1 protein-coding gene is annotated in these 1,091 nt (G+C 63.9%); it reads left to right on the top strand.

All coding sequences use genetic code 11. From position 1 onward, the window contains the following. Nucleotides 1-1,091 (top strand): OprD family porin (locus PF66_RS31575; protein ID WP_054064906.1); only part of this gene is annotated, 1,091 nt, incomplete at both ends.

The raw sequence follows: 1,091 nt of genomic DNA, 5'->3' as shown, positions 1-1,091 counted from the left end.
TCAACCGCAACTTCACCAACCCGGCCTACCCCCAGGGCAAGGCCGAGGAATGGACGCAGAACTTCATCCTCGACGCCCGCTCCGGCTTCACCCAGGGCACCGTCGGTTTCGGCGTCGACGTGCTCGGCACCTTTTCCCAAAAGCTCGACGGCGGCAAAGGCACCGGCGGCACGCAACTGCTGCCGCTGGACCGTGACGGGCGCCCGGCGAACAACTTCGGCCGCCTGGACGTGGCGTTCAAGGCACGGATTTCCAAAACCGAGCTGAAGGTCGGCGAATGGATGCCGGTGCTGCCGATCCTCCGCTCCGACGACGGCCGCTCGCTGCCGCAGACCTTCCGCGGCGGCCAGGTCACCTCGAAGGAGATCGACGGCCTGACGCTGTACGGCGGCCAGTTCCAGAAGAACAGCCCGCGCAACGATTCGAGCATGACCGACATGTACATGCAGGGCAAAGCCGCCTTCACCTCCGACCGCTTCAACTTCGCCGGCGGCGAATACACCTTCAACGACAAGCGCACCCTGATCGGCCTCTGGAATGCCCAACTGAAGGACATCTACCGCCAGCAGTACGTCAATCTGGTCCACAGCCAGCCACTGGGCGACTGGACCCTGGGCGCCAACCTCGGTTTCTTCTACGGCAAGGAAGACGGCAGCGCGCTGGCCGGCGACCTGGAGAACAGAACCTGGTCGGGATTGTTCTCGGCCAAGTACGGCGGCAACACCTTCTACGTCGGCCTGCAGAAGCTCACCGGCGACAGCGCCTGGATGCGGGTCAACGGCACCAGCGGCGGCACCCTGGCCAACGACAGCTACAACAGCAGCTATGACAATGCGCAGGAAAAGTCCTGGCAGTTGCGCCATGACTACAACTTCGCCGCGCTGGGAATTCCGGGGCTGACCCTGATGAACCGCTACATCCGCGGTGACAACGTGCATGTCGGCGCGGTCACCGACGGCAAGGAATGGGGGCGTGAGTCGGAACTGGGCTACACCGTCCAGAGCGGCACCTTGCGCAACCTGAACATCCGCTGGCGCAACTCGAGCATCCGCAGGGACTACAGCACCAACGAGTTCGACGAGAACCGCCTG

Source organism: Pseudomonas asplenii, from assembly GCF_001293465.1.
Classification (GTDB): domain Bacteria; phylum Pseudomonadota; class Gammaproteobacteria; order Pseudomonadales; family Pseudomonadaceae; genus Aquipseudomonas; species Aquipseudomonas fuscovaginae_B.
The sequence above is the reverse complement of the archived record's forward strand: the minus strand, read 5'-3'. Positions and strand labels throughout refer to the sequence as shown.